This is a genomic window from Micromonospora radicis, from assembly GCF_003583405.1.
In the GTDB taxonomy this organism is placed as follows: Bacteria; Actinomycetota; Actinomycetes; order Mycobacteriales; family Micromonosporaceae; genus Micromonospora; species Micromonospora radicis.
This window is the reverse complement of record NZ_QXEC01000010.1, coordinates 103,507-127,247: the sequence shown is the minus strand read 5'-3', so window position 1 is coordinate 127,247 and position 23,741 is coordinate 103,507. Positions and strand designations below refer to the sequence as shown.

Sequence of the window (23,741 nt, the reverse complement as noted above, 5' to 3'; positions counted from 1 at the left end):
CGGTCGCGTGCTGTACACCCCTCGAATCACTTCTGTGACACTCTCAGCTGGGATGTCGTCCGGTCGGTACCGCTGGAAGCGCTCCCGGACACCACGCCCCGCCCGTTCGGCTCGGAACGGCGTCCGCGAGGATGGCGGAGATGGTCTACCGCTACTTCTACGACTGCGAGTTCATCGAGGACGGCCGTACGGTCGAGTTGGTGTCGATCGGCATCGTCGACGAGTACGGCCGCGAGTTCTACGCGGTCTCCACCGAGTTCGACGGATCCCGCGCGGTGCCCTGGGTCCGCCGCAACGTGCTGGACAAGCTGCCCTCCCCGGCGGACCGGGCCTGGCGCTCGCGGGAACGCATCCGGGACGACCTGTACGACTTCCTCGTCGAGCCGATCCGGGACCGTCCCGGCGAGGAGTTGGAGCTGTGGGCCTGGTACGCCGCGTACGACCACGTGGCGCTGGCGCAGCTGTGGGGTGCGATGCCGGCGCTGCCCCGGGAGATCCCCCGGTTCACCAAGGAGCTGCGCCAGCTCTGGGACGAGTTGGGCCGGCCCCGGCTGCCGAACGCCGCCTCCGCCCGGCACGACGCCCTGGTCGACGCGCGGCACAACCTGGCCCGCTGGCGGGCGATGACCACCTCGTAGGTTTGGCCCGTTCCGTCCTGGGCACCGGTTCGGCCTGCGGGGGTCGATGCGAGGGAGCACCGCCATGAGCGAGCGCCGGCACGAGCGAGAGCCAGCATGAGTGACGAGGCGACGACGGTCCGGGCGGCGCGGCGACGGGTCACCGAACTGATCCGGGCGGCGGGTACCTGCACGCTCACCACCATCTCCCTGGACGGCCGGTTGGTCGGCCGGCCGATGCTCCTGCAACGGACGGAGTTCGACGGCGAGCTGTGGTTCGTCGCGTCCGCCAAGTCGGCCACCGTCCGGCAGTTGCGGGTCAACCCGGAGGTGGAGGTGAGCTTCGGCGACCCAGACGGGCCGGTCCGGGTGTCGTTGTCCGGCAGCGCCCGGGACGACTACGACCCGGTGCGGGCCCGGCAGCTGTGGCAGCCGGGCCTGACGGCCTGGTTCCCGGGTGGGCCGGAGACGGCCGGCCTGACCACGGTCGCCGTGCACGTCACCGGGGGCCGGTGCTGGGACCGGCGGGGCCGCCGGTGGGAGCTGATCGGTCGACCGGAGCCGGTCTCCCGCCCTCGGGCGCCGGCTGTCGGTGCGCCGGACGAGGGCGGCTACTGACCGGTAGCGGGGCGCGGTGTCAGGCGCGGCCCGGTGGCGACTACAGTCGGTGTGACGGCCCGCCCCGGGCCGGCAACGGCGCCGATGGTCTGACCTGACACATATCCTGGGGCTTGATCGGGCTTGACCAGATGCTCCCCAGGAGGATGAGCGATCATGCGTATCGGCGTGCTCACCGGCGGCGGCGACTGCCCGGGTCTCAACGCGGTCATCCGGGCGGTGGTCCGTAAGGGCGTCGCCAGCTACGGCCATGAGTTCGTGGGTTTCCGGGACGGCTGGAAGGGCCCGCTGGAGGGTCTGTCCCGCCCGCTGGGCATCGCGGAGGTCCGCGGGATCCTGCCGCGCGGCGGGACCATCCTCGGCTCTTCCCGGACCAACCCCTTCAAGATCGAGAACGGTGTCGAGCGGATCAAGGACAACCTGGCCGCGCAGGGCGTCGACGCGCTGATCGCCATCGGCGGTGAGGACACCCTCGGTGTCGCCACCAAGCTGCACGAGCTGGGCGTCAACGTCATCGGCGTGCCGAAGACCATCGACAACGACCTCGGTGCCACCGACTACACCTTCGGCTTCGACACCGCGGTGAACATCGCGATGGAGGCGATCGACCGGCTGCACACCACCGCCGAGAGCCACCACCGCACCCTGGTGGTCGAGGTGATGGGCCGGCACGCCGGCTGGATCGCCCTGCACGCCGGCCTGGCCGGCGGCGCCAACGTGATCCTGCTGCCGGAGCGGAACTTCGACGTCGAGCAGGTCGCCGGCTACGTCGAGAAGCGCTTCCAGCACCAGTACGCCCCGATCGTCGTGGTCGCCGAGGGCGCCCAGCCGCTGGAGGGCCAGATGGTCCTGCAGAACCAGGAGCTGGACGCGTTCGGTCACGTCCGGCTCGGCGGCATCGGCCAGTGGCTGGCCGACCAGCTGGAGGCCAAGACCGGCAAGGAGGCCCGCACGGTCGTGCTCGGGCACATCCAGCGCGGTGGCACCCCGACCGCGTTCGACCGGGTGCTCGCCACCCGGCTCGGCCTGCACGCCATCGACGCCGCCCACGAGGGTGACTGGGGCAAGATGGTCGCGATGCAGAGCACCGACATCGTCCGCGTCCCGCTGGCCGACGCCACCCGCGAGCTGAAGACCGTGCCGCTGGAGCGTTACGCCGAGGCCGAGGTCTTCTTCGGTAGCTGATCGTCGTTCCGGCGTCGCGGCGGGCCAGCCGGTCCGCCGCGACGCCGGCACATCGAGGGGGGTACGTCAGGTGTCAACCGGGGTGCACACCGTCGCGGTGATCGGCGCGGGCAAGATCGGCGAGTTGATGCTCTCCGGTCTGCTGCGCTCGGGCTGGCCGGCCGACCGGTTGCTGGCCACCGCCCGCCGGCCGGCGCGCGCCGAGGAACTCGCCACCCGCTACGGGGTACGGGTGGTCGACAACCCCACCGCCGTCGACGAGGCCGACGTGCTCGCCGTCTCGGTCAAGCCGCAGGACGCCGCCGCCCTGCTCGACGAGATCGGCCCGAAGGTACCCACCGGCAAGCTGGTCATCTCCCTCTGCGCCGGGCTGCCCAGCAGCTTCTTCAGCCGCCGGCTGCCTGAGGGCACCCCGGTGGTCCGGGTGATGACCAACACGCCCGCCCTGGTGGACCAGGCGATGACCGCCATCTCCGCCGGGGCGCACGCCACCGGCGAGCACCTGGCCCTGGCCGAGGAGATGTTCAAGCCGCTGGGCGCCACCATCCGGGTACCGGAGAGCCAGCAGGACGCGGTGACCGCGCTGTCCGGCTCCGGCCCCGCGTACTTCTACCTGCTGGTCGAGGCGATGACCGACGCCGGCATCCTGCTCGGCCTGCCCCGCCAGGTGGCGCACGACCTGATCGTGCAGACCGCGATCGGCTCGGCGGTGATGCTGCGCGACTCCGGCGAGCATCCGGTCAAGCTGCGCGAGGCGGTCACCTCGCCCGCCGGCACCACCATCTCCGCCGTGCGCGAGCTGGAGAACCACGGCGTACGCGCCGCCCTGCTGGCCGCCCTCGAAGCCGCCCGCGACCGGGCCCGCGAACTGGCCGCCCAGGCCGAGTGAGCCGCCCGCCGCCAGGGCCGTGATCCACTCCGCGGCGCCGATGAGCGGCATTCCCGAGCCGGCGATGCCGCCGGACCGGCGAAACCGCGTCCATCGCCGCTTTGTCGGCCCGGCGCTGGTACCCGAAGAATGTCCGGGTGACGCATACTGGCGCGGTGTTCACTCTCGCCCAGGCTCGGTACCTGGTGGCCACCCTGCACCCCCGCGTCGACGAACTGATCCGGGTCCGCGCCGACCTGGCCGAGTTGCAGGCCGACCTGACCGGCCACGGGGTGAGCGCGCTTGGCGGCCGGCCCGAGGTCAAGGCGTTGGAGGCCCGACTGCACGGCATCCTCGACGAGCTGCGCGGACCGGGCATCGAGGTCAAGAGCATCGCACCGGTGCTGCTCGACTTTCCTGGCGAGCGCGAGGGCCGGCAGGTGCTCTGGTGCTGGCTGGAGGGGGACACCGACGTGCGCTGGTACCACCGCGCTGACTGCGGCTTCGCCGGCCGCCGTCCCGTCTGACCCGGCTCCCCGGCCCTGCTCCGGCGCCGCCGTGCGGCGCGCCGATCCCGGCGACGGTCGGCGAAGATCAGCTCGCTACGGTGGGCCGGTGGGTGACGCACGGCGGGCGACGGTGGACGACGTTTCCGAACTCCTCCGGCTGCGGGCCGTCATGTTCGCCGCGCTGGACGGCGTACCGCCGGCCCCCGGTGCGTGGCAGCACACCATGCTACGTACGCTGCGGAACCTGCTGCCGGACCCGGAGGCCGAACTCGCCGCGTACGTGGTGGACGCCCCGGGCCGGCCGGGGACGCTGGCCGCCTGCGTGGTCGGCGTGATCGACCTCCGGCTCGGCGGGCCGGCCGACCCGACCGGCCGATCGGGGTACGTCTTCAACGTGGTGACCGACGCGGCGTACCGCCGCCGGGGATACTCGCGCGCCTGCCTGACGGCGCTGCTCGACTGGTTCGCGGCCCGCGGCGTACGCACCGTCGACCTGAAGGCCAGCGGCGACGGCGCCGCGCTGTACCAGGAGTTGGGTTTCCGCCCCACGTCGACGGTGGCGATGCGGTGGATCGCACCGAGCACAGGAGGAAACTGATGTTCGCCGCCGCGCTGACCGAGGACGCGCAGCTGCGTCCGCTCAACCCGTGGCACGCCGAGGAGTTCCTGGCCAACCTGGACCGGGCGAGGCAGAGCATCTCGCCCTGGGTGTCGCCGTCCTTCGTGGCCACCGATCTGGGCCAGGCCCGCCACGTGCTGCAACGCTACGCCGACCGGTGGGCCCGCGACGACGGCGGCATCTGGGGAATCTGGGCCGGCGGGAGGCTGGTCGGCGGGGTGCTGCTGGTGTCGCTCGACGCGGACACCGGCGTCTGCGAGGCCGGCTGCTGGTTGGAGCCGGCCGCCGAGGGACGCGGGCTGGTGACCCGCGCGGTCAGCCGGCTGATCGACTGGGTGGTCGACGAACGCGGCCTGCATAGGGTCGAGTGGCGAGTGGTCGCCGGCAACGTGCGTAGCATCGCGGTGGCCCGTCGGCTCGGCATGCGCCGGGACGGCGTACTACGTGCGGTGTCACCGGGGCCGGACGGGCGGATCGACCTGGAGGTCTGGTCGCTGCTGGCCCCCGAGTGGCGGACCCACCGGGCCTCGCTGACCGGGCCTCGCTGACCGGGCCTCGCCCGACCGGGCCGGGCTGACCGGCCCCGTCAGGACCGAGCGGGGCTTGCCGGCCTTGGCGGGGCCGGGCGGGGCTTGCCGGCCTTGGCGGGGCCGGGCGGGGCTTGCTGGCCTCGGCGGGACGGGTCGGGGCTAGCCGGCCTCGGTGAGGGCGGTCCGCACCACGTCGGCGTCGGCGGGGGCCTCCCGCTCCAGGTTCGCCGGGTCGGCGGAGTAGATCGTGCCGTACGCCGGGGTGTCCGGTTGGAAGCGCCGGCCTTCCGCGAGCGTGCCGGCATCCACCGCGTCGTAGCCGATCCGGTCGAGGAAGGCGGTGACAGCGGTCTTCGCCTCGGCGTCGTCGCCGGCGATCGGCAGCGCGCTGCGGTCGGCAGCGCCGGTAGGTCGGGCCAGGGCGGACAGGTGCTTGAAGAAGATGTTGTTGAACGCCTTCACCACGCGCGCCTCGGGCAGGTGGCGTTGCAGCAGCTCGCTGCTGGTGGCGGTGCCTTCGTCCAGCTCGGGGATCTGGCCGTCCCGCTGTGGGTAGTAGTTGTTGGTGTCGATGACGACCTTGCCGGCCAGCGGCGCGACCGGCACCGACCGGTACGCCTTGAGCGGGATCGTGACCACCACCAGGTCTCCGGCCCGGGCCGCCGCGTCGACCGTCCCGGCGCTCGCCTGCGGCCCCAACTCGTCGACCAGGTCGGTCAGGGTCTCCGGGCCCCGCGAGTTGCTCAACACCACCTCGTACCCGGCGTGCACCGCCAGCCGCGCCAGCGTCCCACCGATGTGGCCGCTGCCGATCAGTCCCACCGTCGCCATACCCACCCCTTCCGCCACCACCGAACCTACCCCGCCCCTCGCCTAGCGCGTCTCGCCGAGCGCCGCTCCGCCTCGCCGATCATGCAGTTTGCGTCGCCACAAAGAGGCATGAAAGCCAGAAAGGGGTGACCATAGCTGCAAGATCGCCGAGCCGAGGTGAGCCGAGGTGAGCCGAGGTGAGCCGAGCCGAGGTGAGGTGAGGGAGGCGGGGCTGTTAGGGGAGGGTCTTCTCGAGGGTGGTGCGGAGGGTGAGGTCGTCGGGGGTGACGGTGGGCGCGAAGCGGGCCGCGACGGTGCCGTCCGGGGCGATCAGGAACTTCTCGAAGTTCCACCGGACGTCGCCGGTGTGGCCGTCGGCGTCGGGAGTATCCACCAGCCCGGCGTAGAGCGGGTGCCGGTTCGGACCGTTGACGTCGACCTTCTCCGTCAGCGGGAAGGTGACCCCGTAGTTGACCTGGCAGAACTCGCTGATCTCCGTGGCGTCTCCCGGTTCCTGACCGGCGAACTGGTTGCAGGGCACGCCGAGCACCACCAGCCCCCGGCCGGCGTACTCGTCCTGCAAGGCCTGCAGTCCGGCGTACTGCGGGGTGAGGCCGCACCGGGAGGCGACGTTGACCACCAGCAGGGCACGCCCCCGGTACTGCGCGAGGTCGGCCGGTCCACCGGTGAGCGCACCGATCGGGATGTCGAAGATTGTCATGGTCGGAGGCTACGTCGTGCGGCGCCGTCCGCCGGGTCCAGGTCGGGGAACGTGTTGATCTGGAGCCCGGCGGGCAGGCTACGACGAAGCTGAACGCGTCGTGTTCAGCCCAGGAAGCCCGTGACGAGCTGATGGAGAGCGATCATGCCTCCGGCCAGGCTGCCGGCCGCCCCCATTCGATGCAACAGCCGGTCCATGCCGGCCTTGATGCTCGTGCGGTCGAGTTGTTCGGCCTGGAGCAGGTCTGCAATCCGGTCGACATCGCGGATCGCCAGGTCCGCCTCCGGCAGTGCCGAACGGTTCGCCTCTATCAGGCTACGGATCGTCCGGAGTTGATCCAGGATGCGGGCCAGTTCGGCTGGGTCGTTGTTGGGCACCTGTTGGTACACGATCGCATCCCCGTTGACCGCCGCGGCTCCGGTCTGGTTCCCGTGTACGTAGACGCCGTAGTTATTTCTGGGCTCCGGCTCCGGCACGCTGTCCGTCCTTTCGCTGGTTCGGCGTGTTCTGATTGAGCAGGGCATGGGCGCCGGTGCCGGCGGCCGCGGCCCCCTGGTTGTCACCTCTGATGAACACCCCGTTGTTGTTGAAGACGTTCATCCGGGTCTCGTACTCGGCGGTGTCAATTCCGTTGTTGCGTAGGTAGCCGATGATCGCCTCGCTGATGCGCCGCTCCATCAGCTTGCTGTACTTCTCCGCGTCCAGCCGCTGCAGGTAGGTGACCGGGCGAGGCGCGGAGGCCAGTTGGCGCGCCTCGGCACGCGCGCCGAAGTCGTACACCGGTTGGCTGTCGGTGTCGCGCTCGGCGCGCCCCATGGCCCGGCTGACGGAGAACGCCCGACTGATTGCCTGGAGTAGACGCACCGGCGCGAGCAGGGTGCTGCCCGGAAAGGTACGCAACGCCTGCAACAGCGGTTCGCTGCCGTTCTCGTCGCCGGGAGCGTACTGGTCGATGTCGAGGAACTCCTGGCGTAGTGGGCCCAGGACGGTGGAGACGTTCTCGACGTAGAGCATTCCACCCTCGACTGCGATGTGGGTGAAGGTGGAGACGACGATGTTCTGGTACTCGGCCGGCATGATGGTGGTGCCCTTGTCCTCGACGACCTCGCGGTTTTCTGCGCCGACGGTGGCTCGCAGGAAATGTCGGGCGCTGGTCTGCGGCGCGCGGATGATCGCCTCCATCGCCTGCGGTGTCGCGTACGGATACGGCAGCCGAAACTCCTGGTCGATCAAGGGATACTTCCGCCACCGGGTACCAGCAGCCATGATCTGGTCGCGCAATGCGAGCCCGGCGAGGCGTTCGTGTGGCGGGAGGTCGGTGCCGGCCAGCGCGGCCAGGCAACGCTTGACGTGCCGGTTGAGGGCAACCGGATCGACCGCCACACGATCGTCGGCGGCCCGCTCCGCGGATTGTCCGGCGGCGTTGTCGCGGCGCAACTCCAGCGCCATGGACCAGGCGTGGGTGACCCGGCCAGCACCGAGGAAGGGATCGGGCCCGGAGTGCAGCACGATGTTGCCGTGCTGTGCTTCCTCCACGGTTTCGACGCGATGCCGTGCCAGTAGGCGGTCGGCCGGTGCGCTCGGCAGGTCCGCTGGCTTCCGCTCGGGCGCGAGATCCTGGGTCAGCGTGCGCAACACCGTTCGTCGAGTTGCCGCGATGGTGCCGAGTACCGCCAGTGCGAGCCCGACCGCCCAGCCGATCACCGCGGTCATCGACGGGCCGTCGTCGCCCGGCAGCAGGGGCGAGTCGGGGGCAACAGACGCGACCAACTGCAGCAGAGCCGGCGCGATGAGGACGAGTAGCAGGATGACGCCGATCAGAATCGCGATGCGCCAGTTGGACCTGGCCGGACTGTTGAGCAGGTGACTGAAGCCGACGACGGCGAGCGCGAACAGTAGCAGCGTCGCGGTGGAGGCGAAGGCGAGGATGACACCGAGGAACAGGATGACGGTGATGATCAGATTCTGGCCGAACCAGAGCTGCCGAGCCCGATAGCAGTGCCGAAGGACCGGCCCCAGGTCGTACCCGATGGCCGGCACGACGGCCCGCCGGCCGTTCTCGACCAGTTCTGCGATCACCTCCTCCGCGAAGTCGTGGTTGGAATATGCCGCGCCGCACAGGTAGCGGGTGGTCGGTGACATCCGCGATGGACGGTTCCCGGCGCCGGGTACATCGTGGGTGAAGAAGAATTGCTCTTCTGTCGGATTCCGGTCAGTTCCCGTTGTGTTCGTCATATCCCTACCAGATCGATGGCGGTGTGAGTCGGTCCGTCGACGCTAGAAGATGTCCGGGTCGGCCGACATGGCCCGTTCGTGGGAGTTCGGCCACCGGGGTGAGTTCGTTCAGTTGGCCCGCTTGGCCAGTTGCGGGGATCGGTCGGACCGTTGTTCGTATTGATCATTGGGGACTGGCTGGCGGGTTGGGTAAAAGCGGGTCGGACTCATCGGCGGGTTGCGTCATCGGGCTCCCTGGGGTCCACTCGGAGCCGCGAATCAATCGTCAGTTCCGATACGGAGGGAGCAGTCTGTGCCGAACGCGGAGTGCCCGGAGTGCGGATTCAAGAACGACAGTGCGGCGACCCTCTGTGGAATCTGCCAGGCGGGATTGCCCGGATCGTCGCTTGACGCCGGCCCTGTCGCGGCCGCCCGGCCGGAACGGCACGCCGTTGCGCCGCCCGCCGCGCCACAGGAGCCAGTTGCCGGGCGCCCGGGCGCGCCGAAGAGCGGCGCGTCGATTGTCGGCGACACTGCGGACGCCCTGATCCCGGACGTCCCGTCGCCTGTTGCGTCGGACGGTAGTGGCGGACCGGGTGGGATCAGCCTCGCGCGTACGCTGGCTCTGGTCGTCGTGGTCGTCGTCGCTGGTGGCGCGTTCGGTCTCCTGCTGCTCGACGGCGACGACAAGGGCGGCGACGAGATGCAGGTCGGCCAGGCGGCGTCCGGTGGCGTGGCCTCGCTGCCGGTCGGCGAGCCGACGCCGGGCGCGGACGCTGGCGAACTGCCGTCTTCCTCGTCCGAGCCCACTGTTTCGATGCCGGTCGCCGTGGGGCTGGTCACCATCGTCGAGTCCGCCCTGTCTGACCCGCGTGCCGCCGATGTCGCGGCGATGTTCGACAGCTACTTCGGAGGCATCAACAACGGAGATCATCGCCAGGCGGCGGCGCTGTTCGACCCGGCGGGCAAGGTGCTCGACCCTCGCAACGAGGAGGCGGTCGAGCGGTTCGGTCTGGCATTGGCGACTACTCGGGACTCGGACATCGTGTTGCGTGCCGTCCGGGACGCCGACCGGCGCGGGGCACTGTGGGCAGAGGTCACCTTCCGGAGCGAGCAGGCACCGGGCTACGGGCCGAAGGGGCGGGAAGAGGAGATCTGCACGCGGTGGCGCATCCGGTACGAGTTGTCAGTCGACCCCGCGTACGGGTACCGGATCCTGCACGGCAAGGCGGCTCCCTCCTCGCCGTGCTGACGGATCGCCCGCGGGTTGTTCGGCCGGCGGGTGCGGTCGTTCCCGTCTCCCTGCGCTCCAGCAGGAAATCGATACATGGACATCTTGACGAAGTGGTGTCGTGTGAGTAGCGTCTCCTCAACCTTTTGGAAAGTTTCCTAACTGTTTGGAGACGCCACATGAAGAGATCGCTCCGCCGGACCCTCTGGGTCGGCGCCGTGGTCGCGGTGACCGTCGCCACGGTCCCGATGACCTCGGCGTTCGGCGCCGGAAGCGTGACCGCCTCCTTCGCCCGAGTCTCGGACTGGGGGACCGGTCACGAGACGAGGGTCACCGTCACCAACGGGTCGAACGCCAGCGTCAGCACCTGGCGCATCGAGTTCGAGCTGCCCTCGGGCACCAGCATCAGCAGTTCCTGGGACGCCGACGTCACCAGCAGCGGCAACCGGTACGTGGCGGTCAAGAAGAGCTGGGCCGGCGCGTTGGCCCCGGGAGCCTCCTTCAGCTGGGGCTACAACGGCACCGGTGCGTACCGGGCGCCGTTGAACTGCACCATCAACGGCGTCTCCTGTGGCGGTGGCACGCCGCCGCCGACCACCACTCCGCCGACGACCACCCCGCCGACCACGACGCCGCCGACCACCCCGCCCCCCACCACGCCGCCGCCGAGCGGCCAGAAAGTGGTCGGCTACTTCACCCAGTGGGGTGTCTACGGCCGTAACTACCACGTCAAGAACATCCACACCAGCGGCTCGGCATCGAAGCTGACCCACATCCTGTACGCGTTCGCCAACACCACCGGCGGCCGGTGCACCATCGGTGACAGCTACGCCGACTACGAGAAGGCGTACACCGCGGCGGAGAGCGTCGACGGCGTCGCCGACACCTGGGACCAGCCGCTGCGGGGCAACTTCAACCAACTGCGCAAGCTCAAGCGGATGTACCCGCACATCAAGGTGATCTTCTCGGTCGGCGGCTGGACCTGGTCCGGCGGCTTCACCCAGGCCGCGCAGAACCCGACCGCCTTCGCGGAGAGCTGCTACAACATGGTCGAGGACCCGCGCTGGGCGGACGTCTTCGACGGCATCGACATCGACTGGGAGTACCCGAACGCCTGTGGCCTGACCTGCGACGCCAGCGGCCCGAACGCGTTCAAGAACGTGGTCAGCGCGCTGCGTACCCGGTTCGGCTCCTCGGCGCTGGTCACCGCCGCGATCACCGCGGACGGCAGCAACGGCGGCAAGATCGACGCGACCGACTACGCCGGCGCGGCGGCCAACCTCAACTGGATCATGCCGATGACGTACGACTACTTCGGCGCCTTCGCCCCGCAGGGCCCCACCGCCCCGCACTCGCCGCTGACCTCGTACACCGGCATCCCGCAGCAGGGATTCTGGTCGGACGCGGCCATCCAGAAGCTCAAGAGCAAGGGCATCCCGGCGAACAAGCTGCTGCTCGGTATCGGCTTCTACGGCCGCGGCTGGACCGGGGTGACCCAGACCACGCCGGGTGGCACCGCCACCGGGCCGGCTCCGGGCACCTACGAGCAGGGCATCGAGGACTACAAGGTACTCAAGAACACCTGCCCGGCCACCGGCACCGTCGGTGGTACGGCGTACGCCAAGTGCGGTAGCAACTGGTGGAGCTACGACACCCCGTCGACCATCGGCGGCAAGATGACGTACGCGAAGAACCAGGGCCTCGGTGGTGCCTTCTTCTGGGAACTCTCCGGTGACACCAGCAACGGAGAGCTGATCGGCGCCATCAGGGGCGGTCTCGGCTGAGCCGTAGGCCGACGCAACACCCCACACGACGGGGAGGGGCCGCACCGGCCCCTCCCCGTCCGCGTGCCGGGTGGGTGTGACAGACTCGCCGGTCGAACCTGTCTCGATGTCGGTGACCGGGAGGTGGTGATGCGGATGCGTCATCCGCGCTGGCCCTTCGCGGCCCTGCTCACGACCGTGCCGTTCGCGCTGGTCGGCTGTGGTCTGCTCGACACCGAGGACGAGGCGGAGAAGCCCGGTCGGGCGCCGGCCGAGGAGGCGCTGGCGATGTCCCGGGAACGGGTGCAGGCGTACCTGGACGCGATGACCGCCAAGGACGTGGCGGCCGGGCGCAGCCAACTCTGCGCCGTGCTGCACAAGGCGTTCGACGCGGCGGCCACCGGGCCCAACGGCGACTTCGCCGACCACTTCGAGGTGTCGCAGGTCGAGATCACCGACATCCGCCCCGGTCCGGTCGGGCAGGAGGTCAGCACCGCGGTCACGGTGACCGTGGGCAAGCGCGAGGCCACCCGGCCGCTGCTGTTCACGGTCACCCGGGACGGGCTCGACTGGTGCATCTCCGACGAACGGCCCGGCGGGCACAGCCCGGCTCCCGCGCCGACGCCCTGACCTGCGTCGCCGCCCACCGTCGTCCATCTGCCGGAACCCGGCCCCTGGCTGGTCGGCCACCCGGCCGGTCGCCGTACGCTGCATGTCATGCGCCATGAGTGGCATCAGCTGAGTCATCCGGCGGTCGGCAGCCCGGTGCTGCAGACCAGCCGTCCGACCGTCGACTCCGCCGAGGACGCGGCCCTCGGTCTGGACCGCTGGCGGGAGCTACCCCGCACCCAGACCCCGCCCTGGCCCGACCAGGCCCAGGTCGCCGAGGTCTGCAAGGTGCTCGACACGGTCCCGTCGGTGGTCGCCCCGTACGAGGTCGACCAGTTGCGTCAGCGTCTCGCGCTGGTCTGCGAGGGCAAGGCCTTCCTGCTGCAGGGCGGCGACTGCGCGGAGACGTTCGCCGACAACACCGAGAGCCACCTGCTGGCCAACGCCCGCACGCTGCTGCAGATGGCGATCGTGCTCACCTACGGCGCGTCACTGCCGGTGGTCAAGGTGGCCCGGGTCGCGGGGCAGTACACCAAGCCGCGGTCGTTGCCGACCGACGCCCGCGGGCTGCCCGCCTACCGCGGCGACATGATCAACTCGCTGGAGGCCACGCCGGAGGCGCGGGTCGCCGACCCGCAGCGCATGATCCGGGCGTACGCGAACTCGGCCGCCGCGATGAACATGCTCCGTGCCTACCTCGCCGGCGGCCTGGCGGACCTGCACGCGGTGCACGACTGGAACAAGGGCTTCGTGCGCAACTCGCCGGCCGGCGAGCGGTACGAGGCGATCGCCCGGGAGATCGACCGGGCGCTGGCCTTCATCCGGGCCTGCGGGATGACCGACGACGACGCACTGCGTACGGTCACCCTCTACTGCTCTCACGAGGCCCTGGCGCTGGAGTACGACCGGGCGCTGACCCGGGTCTCCGGCAACCGGGCGTACGGGCTGTCCGGGCACTTCCTGTGGATCGGTGAGCGCACCCGGCAGATCGACGGCGCGCACATCGACTTCATCTCCCGCATCGCCAACCCGATCGGGGTCAAGCTCGGCCCGACCACCACCCCGGACGAGGCCATCGAGCTGTGCGAGAAGCTGAACCCGGACAACATCCCCGGCCGGCTCACGCTGATCAGCCGGATGGGCAACCACAAGGTACGCGACGCGCTGCCGCCGATCGTGGCGAAGGTGACCGCCGCCGGGGCGAAGGTGGTGTGGCAGTGCGACCCGATGCACGGCAACACCCACGAGTCGTCCAACGGCTACAAGACCCGCCACTTCGACCGGATCGTCGACGAGGTACTGGGCTACTTCGAGGTGCACCGCGGCCTGGAGACCCACCCCGGTGGGCTGCACGTCGAGCTGACCGGTGAGGACGTCACCGAGTGCCTCGGCGGGGCGCAGGGCATCGCCGACCTCGACCTGCCGGACCGGTACGAGACCGCCTGCGACCCGCGCCTGAACACCCAGCAGTCGCTGGAACTGGCCTTCCTCGTAGCCGAGATGCTCCGTGGCTGACGCGAGGAGTGAGCTTGCGAGCCCCGCAGTCGTCGGCCGAAGGGGGCACTGTGGCTGACGCGAGGAGTGAGCTTGCGAGCCCCGCAGTCGGCGGCCGAAGGGGGCACTGTGGCTGACGCGAGGAGTGAGCTTGCGAGCCCCGCAGTCGGCGGCCGAAGGGACAACTGTGGCTGAGTCGATCGTCGATCTGCGGTCGGACACGGTGACCCGGCCCACGGCCGGGATGCGGGCGGCGATGGCCGCCGCCGAGGTCGGCGACGACGTCTACGGCGAGGACCCGACGGTCAACGCCCTGGAGGCCGAGGTCGCCGCGCTGTTCGGGCACGAGGCCGCGTTGTTCTGCCCGACCGGTTCGATGGCCAACCAGATCGCCCTGCAACTGGTGGTGCCGCCGGGTGCTGAGCTGCTCTGCGACGCCGACGCCCACGTGGTCACGTACGAGATGGGGGCGGCTGCCGCGTACGGCGCAATCACCTCGCGGACCTGGCCGGCGGTCGGCGCGGACGTGGACCCCGACGTGGTCGCCGGCATGATCCGCCCGGACGGTTACTGGGCGGTGACCACCCGGGCGATCGCCGTGGAACAGACCCACAACCGTGGCGGCGGTGGGGTGATCCCACTGGGTACGCTGCGCCGGCTGCGTCAGATCGCCGACGCGGCGCAGCTGGCGCTGCACTGCGACGGTGCCCGCATCTGGCACGCGCACGTCGCCGACGGGGTGTCGTTGGTCGAGTACGGTTCGCTGTTCGACACGCTGTCGGTCTGTCTCTCCAAGGGGCTTGGTGCGCCGGTCGGGTCGCTGGTCGTCGGTTCGGCCGAGCGGATCGAGCGGGCTCGGGTGGTCCGCAAGCGGATGGGTGGCGGGATGCGCCAGGCTGGTGTTCTGGCCGCCGCCGGACGGTACGCCCTCGCCCACCATGTCGACCGGCTCGCAGACGACCACGCCAAGGCCGCCCGGCTGGCCGAGGCGATCGCGCCGTACGGTGTGCTGGCCGGGCCGGTACGCACCAACCTGGTCCCGCTGGACCTGACCAAGGCAGCACTGGACGCGCATTCGCTCGCCGCGGCGGCGCGCGCCGAAGGAGTGCTCGTCTCGGTGCTCGGTCCCCGTACCGCCCGCCTGGTCACCCACATGGACGTCACCGACACCGCCGTAGACCGGGCGGGCACCGTGCTGGCCGGTATCCTCCGCGCCTGACTCCCCGTCCACCCCTTCTCGCACCCCCGCGCCTGCACGCCGCACCCCGCGCCCGCACGCCGCGCGCTCCGCGCCGCCGATCTTGTACTTCTCGCCGCGACATAAGGCGCATAAGCGGACACTCCTGCGACCGGAAGTGCAAGAGCGCGAGGGCGCGAGGGCGCTGGGAGGGGCGTGTTAGGGCAGGAGGTGGCGGAGGAGGGCGATGTCAGCGGCGTGGCCCTCGTGACGCTCGGTGGGGGTCTCCACCAGGATCGGTACGCCGGCGGTGGCGGGGTGGCGCATCAGTTCGGCGAAGGCCGGCTCACCGATGCTGCCCTTGCCGATGTTCTCGTGCCGGTCCCGGGTGGAACCGCACAGATCCTTCGAGTCGTTGGCGTGCACCAGCCGGAGCCGGTCCGCGCCGACGGTGGCCACCAGGGTGTCCAGCGTCTCGGTCATGCCGCCCTCGGCGGCCAGGTCGTGCCCGGCCGCGAAGGCGTGGCAGGTGTCGAAGCAGACGCCCAGCCACGGGTGCCGGTCCACCGCGTCGAGGTAGGGGCCGAGGTGCTCCACCCGGCTGGCCAGTGACCGGCCGCCGCCCGCGCTCGGCTCGACCAGCAGCATCGGCCCGCCGCTCTCGGCGGCCGAGTCCAACAGTGGCAGCAGGGACTCGCGTACCTGCCGCATCGCCGTCTCGGCGTGTCCGGCGTCCACCGCGCTGCCGGCGTGGAACACCACCGCGCGGGCACCGATCGCCGTCCCCCGGCGCAGCGCGTGGGCCAGGCTCTGGGCCGACCGTTCGACCGTGGCGGCGGTCGGCGAACCAAGGTTGACCAGTAGTGACGCGTGGATGTAGGCGGCGACGCCCCGCTGCGCGCAGCCGTCGCGGAACAACGCGTCCTGGGCCGGGTCGCCGGCCGGCGTCGCCCAGCCCCGGGAGTTGCCGACGTAGACCTGCGCCACCTCGGAACCGGTGGCGTCGAGGTACGGCAGTACCGCCTTCGCCAGCCCGCCGGAGGTGGGCGTGTGCGAGCCGATCGGCCGGTGGCCGGGGTCCGTGGCCGCCATCAGAAGCACCCGATGGTGACCTGGGTACCCGGTGGCACCTGGGCGTTCTCGTTCGGGTTCTGGAACCGGGCCACCGCCTCGGGGTTGAACTGCACCGCCACCGGGAAGCCCTGGCTCTCCAGCACCTGCTTGGCCTGCTGACACGGCAGGTCGACGACGCGGGGCACGGTCACCAGCGGCGGACCTTCGCTGACCTCCAGCCGGATCTGGGCGCCCTTCTCCACGCCGCTGCCGTCGGCCGGACTCTGCCCGATCACCTCGTCGCGGGGCTTGTCCGATTCCTTGTAGGTCGGCTCCACCAGCACCAGGCCGAGCTGCGCGATCTGGTTACGGGCGTCGTTGAGGTTCTTGCCGACCAGGTTCGGCACCGTGATCGGGGCGCGGCCCTTGCTGAGGATGACGGTTACCTTGTCGCCCGGCTTGACCTCCTTGCCCGCCTCCGGCCTGGTGGCCACCACCATGCCCTCCGGCAGGCCGTCGTCGTACCGGGCGGTGCCCTTGACCACCTCGAGTTGGGCGCTGGCCAGGTCGGCCTCGGCCAGGTCGAACTCCTTGCCCACCACGTCGGGCATCGGGAACTTGGCCGGCCCCAGCGAGAGGGTCAGGGTGATCGTGCCGCCCTTGAGGATCCGGTCCGTGCCGGCCGGTTGCTGCGCCAGCACACCGTCGCGGGGAACCTGTTCGTCGTGACGCGGGTCGGCGTAACGCAGCGTGAAACCGCCCTGCGCCGCCTGCGCCTCCGCCTCGGCCTTGGTCATGCTGACCAACTGCGGCGCGTCGGTGTACCGGCCCACGCCGAACCACCAACCGCCGAGGGCGGCGACCAGGCCGAGGACCACCACCACGGCGGCGACGGCGAGGCGTCCGTTCGACTCGCCCACCAACCGGGTACGCAGCGCGGCCAGCCGGGACCACACGTCGGTCTCGCCGTCCGGGGCCGCCCGGCGCCGTCCCCGGGTGGGCGCGCCGCCCTCGGGTAGCCGTGCCCAGGTCGGCCGCTCGGCCGGCCGGACCGCCGCCACCACCATGGTCGGCTGGGACACCGCCGGGCCGTCGGAGACGGGAGCCAGCATGGCGGTGTGGGTGTTCGGGTTGCCGAGGCTGTCCCGGGCCACCTGCACCTCGGCCAGCAGGGTGCCGGCGTCGGCGGGCCGGGCGGCCGGGTCGCGTCGGGTGGCCTTGGCGACCAGGTCGTCGAGCACCCTCGGCAGGCTGGGCACCAACGTCGACGGCACGGGCACGTCCCGGTCGACGTGCTGCCAGGCGATGTCGATGGGCCGGTTGCCGTCGTACGGCACCCGGCCGGTGAGCATCTCGAACAGGACGATGCCCGCCGAGTAGACGTCCGTACGCACGTCGGCGCGGCCGTCGGTGACCAGTTCCGGGGCGACGTACGCCACGGTGGCCATCAGCTGGTTGCCACTGTCGTGGTCGGTGCTGGCCTCCACCGCCCGGGCCAGCCCGAAGTCGGTGACCTTGACGACGCCGTCGACGAGGTTGGCCGGGCCGCCGCTGGGCGCCTCGGCGACCAGCACGTTCTCCGGCTTGACGTCGCGGTGCACCAGCCCGGCCCGGTGGGCGGCGGCGAGCGCGGCGAGCATCTGCTCGGCGATGGCCAGCGCCTCGTCCGGGTTGAGCCGGCGCCGCTCGGTCAGCACCTCGCGCAGCGTGCGCCCGCGTACGTACTCCATGACCAGGTACGGCATTCCGGCGTGGGTGCCCTGGTCGTAGACCGCCACCACGTTGGGGTGGGTCAGCCGGGCGATCGTCTTGGCCTCGTCGGCGAACCGGTCGACGAAGCCGCCCAGCCCCGCCTGCCCGCCCGGACCCTGGGTGGAATGAATGATCTTGACCGCCACGGTGCGTTCGAGCCGCTCGTCGGTGGCGGTGTACACGGTCGCCATGCCGCCACGGGCCACGCGACCGCGGATGCGGTAGCGCCCGTCGATCAGCGAGCCCAGCAACGTGTCGGCGACCTGTGTGTCCATCGGCAGGGAGTCTATGTGTCGGGGGATGAAGGTTGAACAGGATGCTACCGCCGAGCGGACTCCGGCGGGTCCACCGTACGTCCGGAGGTGCCGGTTCGGCCTGTTCGGCGTGGCTGCGGGGAGGCTGTTGCGCCGGGGGCACGGTGCCGTGGCAGGGTGGTCCGGTGACCGACTCCGTACCCGCCGAGGGCACCGTTCCCTCCGCCGGCGCCGCCGAACCGGCGGACTGGCTCACCCTGCCGGACGTCGCCGAGCGACTCGACCTGACGATCAGCAAGGTCCATCAGATGATCCGGGACCGGGAACTGATCGCGGTACGCCGGGACGGCGTCCGTCGGATCCCCGCCGAGCTGGTGGCCAACCCCACGGTGCGCAAGCACCTGCCCGGCGTGCTCACCCTGTTGACCGACGCCGGCTACGACGACGAGGCGGCACTGCGCTGGCTCTATGAGCCCGACGACACGCTGCTCGGCGGTACCCCCGCCGCCGCTCTCGGCGGTGACCAGGCCCGCGAGATCAAGCGCCGCGCCCAAGCCCTCGGCTTCTAGCCTCCACCCCACCCCCACGCGCCCCCCACCCACCCCCACGCGCCTCCCGGCCCACTCCCACGCGCCCGGGCCGGGGCGTGGGCGGGGCGGGGGCGGGGCGGTGAGAGGTGCGGCGGTGAGGTTGGGGGTCAGTCGGCTCGGCGGGTGGCGGCGATGGCCAGGTCTACCAGGGCCTGGCGGGCCTCGGTGTCCAGGTCGACCCCGGTCAGCGCGGCGAGCGCGGCGTCGGTCAGCGTGACGATGCGCTGTTCGGTGCGGGTCAACGCACCGGTCGAGATGATCACCTCACGTAGCCGGGCCACCCCGGCGGTGTCCAGGTCGGCGTCGCCGAGCCCGGCGAGCAGCAGCGCCCGGTCGGCGTCGCCGGCCGCCTCCAGGGCCGCCGCCACCAGGTACGTCCGCTTGCCCTCACGCAGGTCGTCGCCGGCCGGCTTGCCCGTCTGGGCCGGGTCGCCGAAGACGCCCAGCACGTCGTCGCGCAGCTGGAATGCCTCGCCCAGCGGCAACCCGTACGCCGAGTAGGCGACCCGTACGTCGGCGGGCGCGTCGGCCAGCGCCGCGCCGAGCAGCAACGGCCGCTCCACGGTGTACTTCGCCGACTTGTACCGGGCCACCTTGCTGGCCCGTTCCAGCGAGGTCTCCCCGGCGGCCTGGGTCACCACGTCGAGGTACTGCCCGACGGTGACCTCGGTGCGCATCTCGTCGAAGTCCGGTCGGGCCCGGGCCACCGTTCGGGGATCCAGCCCGGCGGAGTGCAGCATCTCGTCGGACCAGACCAGACACAGGTCACCCAGCAGGATCGCCGCCGCGTCACCGAAGCCGTCCGGATCCCCACCCCAACCGGCGCTGCGGTGTCGGCTGGCGAACCGGCGGTGCACCGCCGGTTCACCCCGGCGGGTGTCCGAACGGTCCATCAGGTCGTCGTGGATCAGGGCGCTGGCCTGCACGAACTCCAGCGCGGCGAGGGCGGTCACCACGGCGTCGGTGTCCACCCCGCCGGCGCCCCGGTACCCCCAGTAGGCGAAGGCCGGCCGCAGTCGCTTGCCCCCGCCCAGCACGAACGCCTCGATCGCCTCGGCGACCGGCACCAGGGCGTCGTCGACGCCGGTCATCCACGAGCGGCGACCGGTGAGGAAGTCGGACAGCGCCCGGTCGACCCGCTCGCGGAGGCTGGCGCGGTCGACTGGGGAAACGGGAGCAGCGTGGGTCACGTCCCGACGCTAGTGGGTCGTGGCGCGGCACGCCCACCCACCCGCGTCCCGGCGCGTCGCGATGTGGTTGTTCCTGCTCCGGACGGCGCGTCGCGGCGACGGGCCGCCCCGAACCGGTCGGCCGGGACCGGCCCGACGAGCCCGGTCACCAGCCGCACCCCCGGCGGTCCGGCGGGCCGCACCCCCGGCGGTCCGGCGGGCCGCTCGCCCGGCCAGCGAGCCGGCCTTCGGTGGGCCGGCCGCCAGCGAGCCGGCCGTCGGTGGGCCGGCCTTCGGTGGGCCGGCCGTCGGTGGGCTGGCCGTCGGGTCGAGGACCTGGGCCAGCCAGCCCCGCCAGAACCGGCCGGGCACCCGGCGTTGTCGTTCCCACCGCGAGATCTCGTGCCGGCTCAACGTGGGCACGCCGGCGGCGGCGCAGAGTTCGGCGGCGAGTCGGGACTGGCTCCAGCCTCGGGCGAGCCGCAGCCGGGCCAGCCGTGGGCCTGTCGGTGGTGGACCGGCCGGCGGAGAGTGGTCGGGCGGGGGCATGCGGTCCTCCGGGATCGACGCGGCGGTGGTGCGCCCGGACGCCCGGCGCACCGATCGGATCAGACCCCCACGCGTCCCCCGTGTGGCCGCGAACCCCACCCGCGCTGGTTCCAGAACTACCCGCGGGGTACGACGTTTCCGCTCTCGACGGCGGACCGCTGCGGACGCCGACGCGGCTGTCCCCACTGTGGGAAGCGGTGGGGGAGTCGGCGGCGGCCCGCTAGAGTCGGTGCGTGGCGCTCGGTCTACCCTCGGTCCTCCCGAATCCGCAACCCGCGATCGGGGAGCTGGTCCGTGACTGCCAGCCGACCTTCTCCTTCGAGTTCATGCCGCCGAAGACGGCGGAGGGCGAGCGACAGCTCTGGCAGGCCATCCGTGAGTTGGAGTCGTTGCGCCCGTCGTTCGTCTCGATCACCTACGGCGCCGGTGGGTCGACCCGCGACACCACGGTCGCGGTCACCGAACGGATCGCCACCGAGACCACCCTGCTGCCGATGGCCCACCTGACCGCGGTCAACCACTCGGTGGCCGAGTTGCGGAACGTGATCGGACGGCTGGCCGGCGCCGGGGTGCGCAACGTGCTGGCGGTGCGGGGCGACCCGCCCGGTGACCCGACCGGCGAGTGGGTTCCCCACCCCGAGGGCGTCGACTACGCCGAGGACCTGGTCCGCTTGGTGCGTCGCTCCGGCGACTTCAGCGTCGGGGTGGCCGCCTTCCCGTACCGCCATCCCCGCTCGGCGGACGTCGCCAGCGACACCGAGTACTTCGTCCGGAAGTGTCGGGCCGGTGCCGAGTTCGCGATCACCCAGATGTTCTTCGACGCCGACGAGTATCTCCGCCTGCGCGACCGGGTGGTCGCCGCGGGGTGCGACACCCCGATCCTGGCCGGGGTGATGCCGGTGATCAGGATCGGCACGATCGAACGATCGGTGCAGCTGTCCGGGGCGCCCTTCCCGCCGGCGCTGGCCGCCCGCTTCGAGCGGGTCGCCGACGATCCGGAGGCGGTCCGCCGGCTCGGCATCGAGCAGACCAGCGAGATGTGTCAGCGGCTGCTCGACGAGGGGGTGCCGGGCATCCACTTCATCACCTTCAACCGGTCCACCGCGACCCGGGAGATCTGGCAGAACCTGCGGGTGGGCGCCCCGACGTGAGGTTCGCGGCGCGATACCTCAGCGCCGCCGCGACGGTTGAACCGTGGTGGGCAGACAGCTGAACTGGAACGAGTACGCCACCGCGTGGGCCCGGCTGCACGGTGGGTTCGACCCGCGCGCCGCCACGCCGGTGGTACGCGGCTGGCTGCGGTTCTCCTACCACCTCGGGTTCCTGCTGGGCCGGCTCCGGGTCGGCCCGACCGCGGTGACCGCGGTCGGTGTGCTGCTCTGTCTCTGCGTGCCGCTGTTCGCGACCCGGCCCGGCGACGGGCCGTTCCTCGGTGCCCTGTTCGTGCTGCTGGCGTCGGTGGCGGACAGCGTCGACGGGGCGGTGGCGGTGGCCACCGGTCGCACCACCCGGCTCGGCTACGTCTACGACTCGCTGGCCGACCGGCTCGGTGAGGCCGCCTGGCTGGTGGCGTTCTGGCTGGTCGGTGCGCCGGGGGCGCTGGTCGTCGCGGCGGGTGCGCTGTCCTGGCTGCACGAGTACGTGCGGGCCCGCGCGGTCTCCGCGGGGATGCGGGAGATCGGCGCGGTGACGGTGGGGGAGCGGCCCACCCGGGTCTGCGTGGCGGTGGCGGGACTGTTGCTGGCCGGTCTGACCGGGCTGATCCAGCTGGACCTGGCGGCCGGCACCATCACCATGGCGACGGCGGTGTGGGTGCTGCTGGCCGCGTTCGGGTTGGGGCAGTTGCTCTCCGCCGTCCGCCGGGCACTGATCGACGCCGGCTGAGCCGCACCCGTCGCAGCTACCAGGCGGGGCCGATCTCGGTGGCGACGATCTGCGCGGACAGGGTGACCATCGGCAGGCCGCCACCCGGGTGGCTGGAGCCGCCGACCAGCCACAGGCCGTGGGCCGGGCCCCGGTTGGCCGGGCGGAGCAGGCCGCCGGCCGTACCGTAGATGGTCCCGCCCGGTGCGCCGGTGGCGGTGGCCAGGTCGGCCGGGGTACGGATGTCGCGGAACAGCAGCCGGTCGCGGACGTCCACGCCGCGTTCGGCCAGCACGTCGAGGATCCGGTCGGCGTACGCCGCCGCCAGTCCCGGCCGCCGCCAGTCCACCGCACCGGGTGCCGTGCCCTGGCGGGCGGCGTTGACCAGCACGAACCACGCCTCGTGTCCGGTCGGGCGGACCGTCGGGTCGTCCGCCACGGTGACGAAGACCGTCGGGTCGGTGGCCGGTCGCGCGCGCACCCCGCGCCCCGGTGCGCCGAAGATCGCGTCGAACTCGGCGTCGTAGTCACGCGGGAAGAAGACGTTGTGGTGGGCCAGCCCGGAGTTTCCGCGTACGCCGAGCAGCAGCACGAACCCGGCCAGGCTGCGGTCGGTGAGCCCGGCCAGCCGACGCGGGTCGGGCAGCAGGTCACGGTAGACGGTGAGCGCGTCGACGTTGGCCACCACCACGTCGGCGGGGATCGGGGCGTGCTGCCCGGCGACGCGTACGCCGTGCACCCGCCCGCCCGCCGCGTCGATCCGGGTGACCGCGGCGCCGGTGCGGACGACCACTCCCAGGTCCAGGCAGCGCGACAGCAGCGCGTCGGCGAGGCTGCCCAGCCCACCGCGCAGGTACCAGCCGCCGAAGGCCAGCTCGGCGTAGGGGACCGCGACCAGGGCGGCCGGCGCCCGGCGCGGGTCGGCGCCGGTGTACGTGGCGTACCGGTCCAGCAGCATCCGCAGCCGGGGGTCGGTCAGCTGGGCGCGGCCCAGTCCGCGCAGGCTCTGCCCGGGCCGGATGGCGGCCAGGTCGCCGAGCCGCCAGGCCAGTCGGGTCAGATCCCGGGGCGAGTCGACGCGGCGGCGCAGGATGTCGTGTTCGGAGGCCCGCCACACCCGGGCGGCCCGGCGCCACAGCCGCTGCCAGTCGGCGGCGGCCCGGTCGCCGAGGGCGGCGCCGATCCGGGCGGTGAACTCCGCCGGGTCGGCGCAGGAGTCGAGCACCGGTCCGCCGCCGGGGAAGACGTGCCGCACGATCGGGTCCAGCGGCACCAGGTCGAGGTACTCGTCCAGCTTCGCCCCGGTGGCCTCGAACAGCTCGTGGAAGACCTCGGGCAGGGTGAGCAGGCTGGGACCGGTGTCGAAGTGGAACGAGCCCTCCGGGATGTCCCGGGTGTGCCGGCCGAGCTTGCCGCCGACCACGTCGGCCCGTTCGAGGACGGTGACCTGATGCCCGGTGACGGCCAGCCGGGCGGCGGTGGCCAGCCCACCCACCCCCGCACCGACGACCACGATCCGCGCCATCCCACGTCCTCCCAGGCCGGG

General features: G+C 71.8%; 24 protein-coding genes. 15 read left to right on the top strand and 9 right to left on the bottom strand.

The annotated features are described in order from the left end of the window. The first annotated feature begins 140 nt into the window (after positions 1-140). The 7 genes from D2L64_RS12905 to D2L64_RS12875 all read left to right on the top strand — a co-directional run bounded on the left by D2L64_RS12905 (position 141) and on the right by D2L64_RS12875 (position 4,964). Positions 141-638, top strand: a complete 498-nt coding sequence (locus D2L64_RS12905; protein ID WP_119575865.1) for a polyadenylate-specific 3'-exoribonuclease AS — start codon at positions 141-143, stop codon at positions 636-638. 96 nt (positions 639-734) lie between these two features. Then, the gene (locus tag D2L64_RS12900) at positions 735-1,235 is read left to right on the top strand and encodes a pyridoxamine 5'-phosphate oxidase family protein (protein WP_119575713.1); all 501 of its coding nucleotides are present in this window, start codon (positions 735-737) and stop codon (positions 1,233-1,235) included. Between the two features lie 156 nt (positions 1,236-1,391). Then, a complete protein-coding gene (locus D2L64_RS12895; protein ID WP_119575711.1) occupies positions 1,392-2,420 on the top strand; it encodes a 6-phosphofructokinase in 1,029 nt (342 codons plus the stop codon). 70 nt (positions 2,421-2,490) lie between these two features. After that, positions 2,491-3,309, top strand: a complete 819-nt coding sequence (gene proC, locus D2L64_RS12890) for a pyrroline-5-carboxylate reductase (RefSeq protein WP_119575709.1) — start codon at positions 2,491-2,493, stop codon at positions 3,307-3,309. Positions 3,310-3,446: 137 nt separating this feature from the next. Further along, positions 3,447-3,815: a DUF2203 domain-containing protein gene (locus tag D2L64_RS12885; protein WP_233558928.1), complete on the top strand. Its 369-nt coding sequence runs from the start codon at positions 3,447-3,449 to the stop codon at positions 3,813-3,815. A gap of 88 nt (positions 3,816-3,903) precedes the next feature. Beyond that, positions 3,904-4,395, top strand: coding sequence for a GNAT family N-acetyltransferase (locus tag D2L64_RS12880; protein WP_119575705.1), 492 nt, complete (start codon positions 3,904-3,906; stop codon positions 4,393-4,395). Then, positions 4,395-4,964 (top strand): GNAT family N-acetyltransferase, encoded by a 570-nt coding sequence (locus D2L64_RS12875; RefSeq protein WP_119575703.1) that lies wholly within the window; start codon positions 4,395-4,397, stop codon positions 4,962-4,964. The genes D2L64_RS12880 and D2L64_RS12875 overlap by 1 nt, the downstream gene beginning before the upstream one ends. A gap of 141 nt (positions 4,965-5,105) precedes the next feature. Here D2L64_RS12875 and D2L64_RS12870 read toward each other — a convergent pair whose 3' ends face one another. The 4 genes from D2L64_RS12870 to D2L64_RS12855 form a co-directional block, all read right to left on the bottom strand. Continuing rightward, positions 5,106-5,777, bottom strand: a complete 672-nt coding sequence (locus D2L64_RS12870; protein ID WP_119575701.1) for an NADPH-dependent F420 reductase — start codon at positions 5,775-5,777, stop codon at positions 5,106-5,108. 214 nt (positions 5,778-5,991) lie between these two features. Then, positions 5,992-6,477 (bottom strand): glutathione peroxidase, encoded by a 486-nt coding sequence (locus D2L64_RS12865; RefSeq protein ID WP_119575699.1) that lies wholly within the window; start codon positions 6,475-6,477, stop codon positions 5,992-5,994. 104 nt (positions 6,478-6,581) lie between these two features. After that, complete coding sequence (locus D2L64_RS12860) at positions 6,582-6,953, bottom strand: hypothetical protein (protein WP_119575697.1); 372 nt, start codon at positions 6,951-6,953, stop codon at positions 6,582-6,584. After that, on the bottom strand, positions 6,928-8,619 hold the full coding sequence (locus D2L64_RS12855; protein WP_119575695.1) for a hypothetical protein: 1,692 nt from the start codon (positions 8,617-8,619) through the stop codon (positions 6,928-6,930). The genes D2L64_RS12860 and D2L64_RS12855 overlap by 26 nt, the downstream gene beginning before the upstream one ends. A gap of 706 nt (positions 8,620-9,325) precedes the next feature. On the opposite strand from D2L64_RS12855, the gene D2L64_RS12850 reads away from it, so the two are divergent. The 5 genes from D2L64_RS12850 to D2L64_RS12825 all read left to right on the top strand — a co-directional run bounded on the left by D2L64_RS12850 (position 9,326) and on the right by D2L64_RS12825 (position 15,007). Beyond that, positions 9,326-9,943, top strand: a complete 618-nt coding sequence (locus D2L64_RS12850; protein WP_119575693.1) for a hypothetical protein — start codon at positions 9,326-9,328, stop codon at positions 9,941-9,943. 158 nt (positions 9,944-10,101) lie between these two features. After that, positions 10,102-11,706 carry a glycosyl hydrolase family 18 protein gene (locus D2L64_RS12845; protein ID WP_119575691.1) on the top strand — a complete coding sequence of 535 codons (1,605 nt, stop codon included), beginning with the start codon at positions 10,102-10,104 and terminating at the stop codon, positions 11,704-11,706. A gap of 129 nt (positions 11,707-11,835) precedes the next feature. After that, complete coding sequence (locus tag D2L64_RS12840; protein ID WP_407663093.1) at positions 11,836-12,315, top strand: hypothetical protein; 480 nt, start codon at positions 11,836-11,838, stop codon at positions 12,313-12,315. A gap of 87 nt (positions 12,316-12,402) precedes the next feature. Continuing rightward, complete coding sequence (locus tag D2L64_RS12835) at positions 12,403-13,809, top strand: class II 3-deoxy-7-phosphoheptulonate synthase (protein ID WP_119575689.1); 1,407 nt, start codon at positions 12,403-12,405, stop codon at positions 13,807-13,809. A gap of 223 nt (positions 13,810-14,032) precedes the next feature. Next, positions 14,033-15,007, top strand: coding sequence for a threonine aldolase family protein (locus D2L64_RS12825; protein ID WP_407663095.1), 975 nt, complete (start codon positions 14,033-14,035; stop codon positions 15,005-15,007). 177 nt (positions 15,008-15,184) lie between these two features. Here D2L64_RS12825 and D2L64_RS12820 read toward each other — a convergent pair whose 3' ends face one another. Both D2L64_RS12820 and pknB read right to left on the bottom strand, forming a co-directional pair. Beyond that, entirely contained in the window at positions 15,185-16,057 is an 873-nt protein-coding gene (locus D2L64_RS12820) for a deoxyribonuclease IV (RefSeq protein ID WP_119575684.1), read from the bottom strand. Beyond that, a complete protein-coding gene (gene pknB / locus D2L64_RS12815; protein WP_119575682.1) occupies positions 16,057-18,045 on the bottom strand; it encodes a Stk1 family PASTA domain-containing Ser/Thr kinase in 1,989 nt (662 codons plus the stop codon). Before pknB ends, D2L64_RS12820 begins: the two co-directional genes overlap by 1 nt. A gap of 164 nt (positions 18,046-18,209) precedes the next feature. Between pknB and D2L64_RS12810 the strand changes: the two genes are divergently transcribed. Further along, the gene (locus D2L64_RS12810; RefSeq protein ID WP_233558927.1) at positions 18,210-18,593 is read left to right on the top strand and encodes an Rv2175c family DNA-binding protein; all 384 of its coding nucleotides are present in this window, start codon (positions 18,210-18,212) and stop codon (positions 18,591-18,593) included. Positions 18,594-18,721: 128 nt separating this feature from the next. Here D2L64_RS12810 and D2L64_RS12805 read toward each other — a convergent pair whose 3' ends face one another. After that, positions 18,722-19,804, bottom strand: a complete 1,083-nt coding sequence (locus D2L64_RS12805; protein WP_119575678.1) for a polyprenyl synthetase family protein — start codon at positions 19,802-19,804, stop codon at positions 18,722-18,724. 9 nt (positions 19,805-19,813) lie between these two features. Beyond that, complete coding sequence (locus D2L64_RS27560; RefSeq protein WP_199714511.1) at positions 19,814-20,332, bottom strand: helix-turn-helix domain-containing protein; 519 nt, start codon at positions 20,330-20,332, stop codon at positions 19,814-19,816. Positions 20,333-20,565: 233 nt separating this feature from the next. Here D2L64_RS27560 and metF point away from each other — a divergent pair, with 233 nt between their 5' ends. Beyond that, positions 20,566-21,483, top strand: coding sequence for a methylenetetrahydrofolate reductase [NAD(P)H] (gene metF / locus D2L64_RS12790; RefSeq protein WP_119575676.1), 918 nt, complete (start codon positions 20,566-20,568; stop codon positions 21,481-21,483). A gap of 43 nt (positions 21,484-21,526) precedes the next feature. Then, positions 21,527-22,216 (top strand): CDP-alcohol phosphatidyltransferase family protein, encoded by a 690-nt coding sequence (locus D2L64_RS12785; protein ID WP_119575674.1) that lies wholly within the window; start codon positions 21,527-21,529, stop codon positions 22,214-22,216. Between the two features lie 16 nt (positions 22,217-22,232). Here the strand turns inward: D2L64_RS12785 and D2L64_RS12780 are convergent, their stop codons facing one another. Beyond that, positions 22,233-23,720: a phytoene desaturase family protein gene (locus D2L64_RS12780; RefSeq protein WP_119575673.1), complete on the bottom strand. Its 1,488-nt coding sequence runs from the start codon at positions 23,718-23,720 to the stop codon at positions 22,233-22,235. Positions 23,721-23,741 lie beyond the last annotated feature (21 nt).

Excerpts from the sequence above, each read along its gene's own strand:
- D2L64_RS12865 (WP_119575699.1), bottom strand. The coding sequence starts at position 6,477 with ATGACAATCTTCGACATCCCGATCGGTGCGCTCACCGGTGGACCGGCC.
- D2L64_RS12840 (WP_407663093.1), top strand. The coding sequence starts at position 11,836 with ATGCGGATGCGTCATCCGCGCTGGCCCTTCGCGGCCCTGCTCACGACC.
- D2L64_RS12895 (WP_119575711.1), top strand. The coding sequence starts at position 1,392 with ATGCGTATCGGCGTGCTCACCGGCGGCGGCGACTGCCCGGGTCTCAAC.
- D2L64_RS12845 (WP_119575691.1), top strand. The coding sequence starts at position 10,102 with ATGAAGAGATCGCTCCGCCGGACCCTCTGGGTCGGCGCCGTGGTCGCG.
- D2L64_RS12835 (WP_119575689.1), top strand. The coding sequence starts at position 12,403 with ATGCGCCATGAGTGGCATCAGCTGAGTCATCCGGCGGTCGGCAGCCCG.
- D2L64_RS12875 (WP_119575703.1), top strand. The coding sequence starts at position 4,395 with ATGTTCGCCGCCGCGCTGACCGAGGACGCGCAGCTGCGTCCGCTCAAC.
- D2L64_RS12905 (WP_119575865.1), top strand. The coding sequence starts at position 141 with ATGGTCTACCGCTACTTCTACGACTGCGAGTTCATCGAGGACGGCCGT.
- D2L64_RS12870 (WP_119575701.1), bottom strand. The coding sequence starts at position 5,777 with ATGGCGACGGTGGGACTGATCGGCAGCGGCCACATCGGTGGGACGCTG.
- D2L64_RS12820 (WP_119575684.1), bottom strand. The coding sequence starts at position 16,057 with ATGGCGGCCACGGACCCCGGCCACCGGCCGATCGGCTCGCACACGCCC.
- D2L64_RS12825 (WP_407663095.1), top strand. The coding sequence starts at position 14,033 with ATGCGGGCGGCGATGGCCGCCGCCGAGGTCGGCGACGACGTCTACGGC.
- D2L64_RS27560 (WP_199714511.1), bottom strand. The coding sequence starts at position 20,332 with ATGCCCCCGCCCGACCACTCTCCGCCGGCCGGTCCACCACCGACAGGC.
- D2L64_RS12900 (WP_119575713.1), top strand. The coding sequence starts at position 735 with ATGAGTGACGAGGCGACGACGGTCCGGGCGGCGCGGCGACGGGTCACC.
- D2L64_RS12855 (WP_119575695.1), bottom strand. The coding sequence starts at position 8,619 with ATGTCACCGACCACCCGCTACCTGTGCGGCGCGGCATATTCCAACCAC.
- D2L64_RS12780 (WP_119575673.1), bottom strand. The coding sequence starts at position 23,720 with ATGGCGCGGATCGTGGTCGTCGGTGCGGGGGTGGGTGGGCTGGCCACC.
- pknB (WP_119575682.1), bottom strand. The coding sequence starts at position 18,045 with ATGGACACACAGGTCGCCGACACGTTGCTGGGCTCGCTGATCGACGGG.